The organism is Mesorhizobium sp. M4A.F.Ca.ET.090.04.2.1 (genome assembly GCF_003999085.1).
GTDB lineage: Bacteria > Pseudomonadota > Alphaproteobacteria > Rhizobiales > Rhizobiaceae > Mesorhizobium.
The window spans coordinates 1-6,365 of sequence record NZ_RZOT01000355.1 but is presented as its reverse complement, the minus strand read 5'-3'; the positions used below and the strand labels follow the sequence as shown (position 1 = coordinate 6,365).

Sequence of the window (6,365 nt, the reverse complement as noted above, 5' to 3'; positions counted from 1 at the left end):
CGGCGCAGGGGTCGTCGCCCGCCTCCACCCGGCCGGACAGGGCGGCGCCCGCAAGCACGGCCTGCGGATATTCGCCGCTGCCGTGGCGGCCGATGAACTCGCCCCGGTCGGTCGTCGCCGACTGGACCTCGGTCGAGGCCGCGAGGAACGCCACCCGCTCACTGAAGTCGAGCCCGTAGGGGTTCTGGGCCAGTAGCGCGCCAGTCGCAACGTCCCGCGCCGGCACGATGGTCGCCGCCGTGCGCGAGCGATGGCCGCCCAGCACCCATTCGGCATAGGCATAGACGCGCAGCCTCGCCGGCACCGGGCCCGCATTCTGGATGCGCAGCCGGGTGATCTTCACCGGATCGGCCGGATCGACCACTTGGGTCAGGTCCATCGACAGCGGCCCGCGCTTCGTACGGAAGGTCGAAAAACCCTGGCCGTGCCAGGTCTCGTAGGTCATGGCGGGGTCGCGCACCACCGCGGCCATCGGCGAGAAGGCCTTGCCGCTGGCGTGGTCGTAAATGTAGATGCCCTCGCCCGGCCGGTTGGTGACAGGATCGTTCGACCACGGTGTCAGCTGGTAGTCGCGGCTGTTGCGGCTCCAGGTGAAGCCGGCGCCTTCGGCCGAGACGTGGAAGCCGAACGAGGCGTTGGAGATGACGTTGATCCAGGGCTGCGGTGTCGTTCGCCGGCCGGTGAGACGCGTGACATAGTGGCGGCCGTCGCCATCGAAACCACCAAAGCCGTTCCAGAGATTCAAGCCGCTGCCGTCGGCTTTTGCGCTGGTTGAGGCCGGGGCGGCAAAAGCCGGTTGCGCAATGGCCGGCAAGGTTGACACGGCCGCGACGCCGCCGGCCTGCTGCAGGGCGTCTCGCGCCTGCAGGGCAGCCGCTTCGGCGCGCTCGATCTGGTCGAAGATGGTGCCGTTGCGCGTATGCAGCGCGACGCGGGCGACCGCCAGCAGGGTCTTGTAGGTCGCCTCGTCCATGAGGTCGCGGCGCACGGCGAAAATGTGCTGGCGCGGACCGAGCTCCTTGCCGCGCAGGCGGCTGTTCTCGCACAGCGTCTCGACCGCGCGCTGCAGGTCCTGAACATAGGACGATGCCTGCTCGTTGACGACAACGAAGTCGATCATCATGCCGCGCGCTCGCATATACTCCTGGAAGCGCAGCGCCTGGGCGACGATCTCCAGGTCGGCGACGTCGCCGATGCGGACCAGGAAGATCGGGAAATCGCCGGAGATGCTGGTCGGCCACAGGCTCGACTGCTTGCCGAGCCCGGAGGCGATGGAGTCCGCCGGCAGGCGCAGGAACGGATCGGGATAGATCAGGTAGCGCGCCAGCTTCTGTACATTGGCGGCGTCGGTCAGGCTGAGGCCGAGATGGCGGGTCTGCACCTGGCTGCGGGTCCAGGCCAGCATCGCCTGGCGAGCGAAGCTTTCCGGATGGTCGAGCCGGGCAACGGCTTCGTCGAGTTCCGCGCGGTTGGCGCCAACGATGGTCCAGAAGGTCAGCGAGATCTTCTTGTTGGCGGGCACGCGCACCTGACGGCGCAGCGAGGCGATCGGGTCCAGCGTGAAGCCGGAATGGCCGCCGAGCTTGGCGCCGGGATCGAAGGCGGCTGCGTCGACGATGGTGCGGCCGCGGCCGATGAAGGCGCGCCGGTCGGTCTCGGCCTCGGCATCGCGCGACGGCCCCGACGGATCGGTGACGAAATGCGCCACGGCGATATCGGGGTCGTTTTTGTCGCGCTTGCGCCTGACGGCGAAGATCGCGCTGTTGTTCGAGGCGATCTCGGTCTCGACGAACATCTTCGAGAAGGCCGGATGGGCATTGTCGGAAGCTTCGTTGCCCAGCACCAGCTCGGCGAACGACGTCACCTCGATGTGCCGGTCGGTGGCGCCGTCATTGTAGAGCGTGACGCGGCGGCCCTCGCCATTGCCTTCCGAGATGACGATGCATTCGACCTCCGAGCGCAGCGACCCGACCGATTTGATGAAGCTCGCCTTGTCGTCGGAGAACAGGGTCTGGACGCGCTCATGGTCGGTGCGCCGCGGCTCTGAGGTCGCCGACCACCAGTCGCCGGTGCCGGCATCGCGCAGGAAGATGTAAGAGCCGAGCCGGTCCTCGCTCGGGTCCGGCTGCCAGCGGGTGACGGCAAGTTCGCCGAAACGGCTGTAGCCGGAACCGGTGGCGGTGACCATGACCGAATAGCGGCCATTGGACATGACGTTGGTCGCACGCAGCGCCTTGGCCGGGTCGAGGATGATGCGCGTGTCCGGGCTCTCTGTCTCGGTCTCGTCCTTGGAGCGCTCGTCGGCTTCGGTCCTGACGGTGGCGGTCGGGATGTCGCGCGGCGCCCTCTCCTGCAGCAGGAGCTCGGCCGACTCGATCACCGGGTCGCTGTGGAAACGGTCGCGCAGGCGGCCTTCGAAGATGGCGTCGGCGACGGCTGCGATCGACATGCCGGAATGGTGCGCCATGTAGTTCAGCACTACGGCGTGGTCGGTGCCCTCGGGCACGCGCTGCGGGGTGAAATCGACGGCATCGTAGAAACCGTGCCGGCCAAGCGCGCCGATCGCCTTCAGCCGGGCCAGATTGTGCACCGCCTCCCGCGGATTGAACTGCGCCGCCAGGATCGTGGCGTAGGGCGCAATCACGGTGTTCTGGCCGAGACCGCGCTTGAGGCCGAGGCCGGGTACGCCGAAATTGGTGTACTGGTAGGTCAGCTCGCGGTCGCGGGCATTATAGGCCGCTTCCGAAATACCCCAGGGCACATTCTTGGAGCGCGCGTACTGGATCTGGCGCCTGATGATCAGCTTGCTGGTCTGGTTGAGGATCGAGCCATGCGGCTCCTTCATCACCAGCGGCGGCATCAGGTATTCGAACATCGAGCCCGACCAGGACATCAGCGCGCCCCGGAAGCCGATCTCGACGATCGGCCGGCCAAGCCGGAACCAGTGCTCGGTCGGCAGGTCGCCCTTGGCGATGGCGAACAGGCTGGTGAGCCGCGCCTCCGAGGCGAGCAGGTCGTAACAACTCTCGTCGAGCTGGTGCTCCTCGACCCGGTAGCCGATCGACAGAAGCTTGCGCTCCTGCCGCATCAGGAAGGAGAAATCCATCTCGAAGGCGTAGCGGCGGGCACGCTCGCGCAGGGCCAGAAGCTTGGCGCGCAAGGCCTCGACCGCGTTCTCGTCGTTGTGCGAGTCGTGCACATGCGCCTCGCAGGTGGCTTCGAGCCGCGCCGCCCAGTCGGCGATGACGTCGCTCTTCGGCGAGGCCGCCTCGGTGTGGATGGCGGCGGCGAGCTTGCGTATCTCTCCGGCCAGCACCGCCAGGTTGATGGTGCGGATCGACGCCATCTCGGGCTGTGCCTTGATGGTCATGACGGCGCGGCGCATGCCGTCGAGACGGTCGGCAAGTCGCTGGCGCAGCGGCCTCAGCTGCCGGCGGTCGTCCGGCAATTCCTCAAGGCTCTCGTCGAGGATGGTCACCGTATCGAGGATGCCCTCGAAATCGCCCTGCAGATGCACGGAAGGCGCTTCCGCCCATTCGGCGCAAGCCGCGGCGACCGCCACCAGATGGCCGGCGAGATTGCCGCTGTCGACGGCCGAGATGTAGAGCGGATAGAGCGGCTTCAGCGTCGTCGTGTCGTACCAGTTGTAGAGATGGCCGCGGTCGCGCGGCATGCTCTCGATGGTCGTCATCGTCGCGTCAATGCGCGTGATGGCGTCAGACAGGCTGATCCAGCCGAAGTCGCGCGCCGACACCACCGACAGCAGGTAGACGCCGATATTGGTCGGCGAAGTGCGCGGCGCCACCACCGGCGCCGGGCTTTCCTGGAAATTGTCGGGCGGCAGATGGTGATGCTCGGCCGTCACGAAAGTCTCGAAATAGTGCCAGGTGCGCCGCGCGATGGTGCGCAGCGTATGGATGTCGGCGGCCGAGATGCGCAGCCGGTCCTCGGTCTCGGCCGAGCGGCTGATCCAGCAGGCGACAGCCGGCGAGCCAATCCAGAAGATGGCGAAGAAGAAGGCGACGAAGGCGCCGGTGGAATCGGCCAGCACCGGGATGGCAAGGCCGACGACGCCGATGATCACCGCGCCATACATCATGCCGTAATAGGCGCCGAGGTCACTGCCGCCGCTCTTGTGCGCCTGCGAGGCGGTGCGCCATTCAAGCAGGTTCTGCCGGCTGACGAACAAGCGATAGAGGGTGCGGATGATGGCATCGCCCATCATCCAGGCGAGATGCGCCATCAGCAGCACCTTGAGCGCGACCAGGGCGGTGCCGAAGATGGTGTCGCGCGCCAGCGCCGAAAAATGGCCGCGCGGGGTCTGGTCGCCGCTCTTGGGCAGGATGCCATTGACGATGTCAAAGGTGGGCGCCATGAACAAAGTGAGGATCAGTAGCGCCTGCCATTGAGCGGCTTGCGTGAAGGGCAGCAGGGTCCAGCCGGCGATCGCCGCCATCACCCAGAAGATCGGCGTGAGCGAGCGGCGCAGATTGTCGACCATCTTCCAGCGCGACAGCGCCGGCACGCCGGAGCGCGGGTCGAGGATGAAGCCGAGAAGCTGCCAGTCGCCGCGCGCCCAGCGGTGATGGCGTGATGCGTCTACCGAATAGCGGGTCGGGTAGTCCTCGACCAGTTCGACATCGGTGACCAGCGCCGAGCGCGCCAGCGCCCCTTCGAGCAAATCGTGGCTGAGGATGGTGTTTTCCTCGATGCGGCCCTTCAGCGCCGCCTCGAAAGCGTCGACATGGTAGAGGCCCTTGCCGGTGAAGGAGCCGTCGCCGAAGACGTCCTGATAGACGTCCGAAACGGCAAAGACATAGGGGTCGAGGCCGCGGTTGGCGGAGAAAACGCGCTGGAAGAAGGAGGCGTCGTCGCCGCTGGTCAGCGAAGCGGTGATGCGTGGCTGCAGAATGGTGTAGCCAGCGGTGACGACGCGTTTTGAGGCGTCGAAATGCGGCCGGTTGAGAGGGTGGCTGAGCTTGCCGGCCAAGCTGGCCACTGCATCGCGTGTGGTGCGCGTGTCGGCGTCCAGCGTCATCACATGGACGACGTTTTCCGGCAGCGGCACGTCAAGCGGCAAATAGGTGGTGTCGCTGTCACCGCGCAGCAGAAGGTTCAGCTCATGCAGCTTGCCGCGCTTGCGCTCCCAGCCCATCCAGCAGCCCTGCGCGGCGTTGTAGAGCCGGCGCCGGTGCAGGACATAGAAGAGCGGCGCACCTTCGGTCGGATAGCGGGCGTTGAGCCTGGCGATCTCGTCGCGGGCAAATTGCAGGATCTCGATGTCGGCGGCGTCGATCTCGGTCTTCGAGTCCGGCCAGTCCGAAAGCAGCGCGAAATGGATTTCGCCCGCCGAATTGGCGAGGTGATGTACCTCGATGTTGCGGATATTCTCCTCGACATCGTCGCGCGAGCCGATCAGCGAGGGCACCACGACCAGCGTGCGCGCCTCGGCGGGCACGCCATGCTTGTAGTCATAGCCGACGAGCCGCGTCGGCTTCAGGAACAGCGAGACGACGGTGTTGAAGAAGGCGAGCGCGCCTTCCGAGGCCGGCACGGCGAACAAGGCCAGCATCAGGACGATCGACGGCAGCGCCAGGCCGAGGTGGTCGAGCGCGTTGCCGGCGAGCGCCAGCAACAGCACCGTCAACGCAAAGACCGGCACGACGACGCCCAGCCAGCCGGTGGCGGAGAAAGCGCGTTTGACCGTGACGCTGATGGTTGGCCGATAGCCGATCGCCTTTTCCAGCTCCAGCCGGCGCGGGCCGACCAGAAAGAAGCCGACATCGGTATGCACCGTGGCATCGGTGTCGGGCGCCTCGGCCTGGGGAACCTCAGCGCCGGAGGCATCGGCGATCAAAACATGGCCGGCAAGCTCGATCGCCTTTTCGGCGACGCGGAATTCAGAGAGCTCCGACCGGCGCGCCAGTTCCTCGATGGCGGTGCGGTACTGGTCGCGTGAGAAGAAGTCGAGCGCGGCGAAGTCGGTCTTCTCGCGCAGCAGCGTGTCGATGCGGCTGACGCCCTCGAACCAGACCGTCCAGTCGACGTCATTGATGAGGCGCAGGCCGCGGATGATGTTGCCGGTGGTGACGTTGCCGCTGGACAGTGTGTGATGCTCGGAGATGATGATCTCCTCGGCATCGGAGCCGGTCTTTTCCAGCTCGCTTTCCAGCCATTCCAGCGCCCGGCCGGCGTTCTGCGAGCCGTCGCGCAGGCGGTAGAGCAATTGGGTGGCGAAAGTGGTGTCCTGCGCGTGGCTGCCATAGTGCGACAGGATCTTCTGCCGGTCGGCATTGTCGTCTGTCGCCAGCACCCGGTCGGCGACCTCGTTGGCGATCTGGCGCATCTGCCTGGTGCGGTTGACG

At 66.4% G+C, this 6,365-nt stretch carries 1 protein-coding gene; it reads right to left on the bottom strand.

Annotation, left to right across the window (positions count from 1 at the left end; all coding sequences use genetic code 11):
- On the bottom strand, positions 1-6,365 hold a 6,365-nt coding region (locus tag EN781_RS22480; RefSeq protein WP_127400346.1), incomplete at both ends, for a glucoamylase family protein.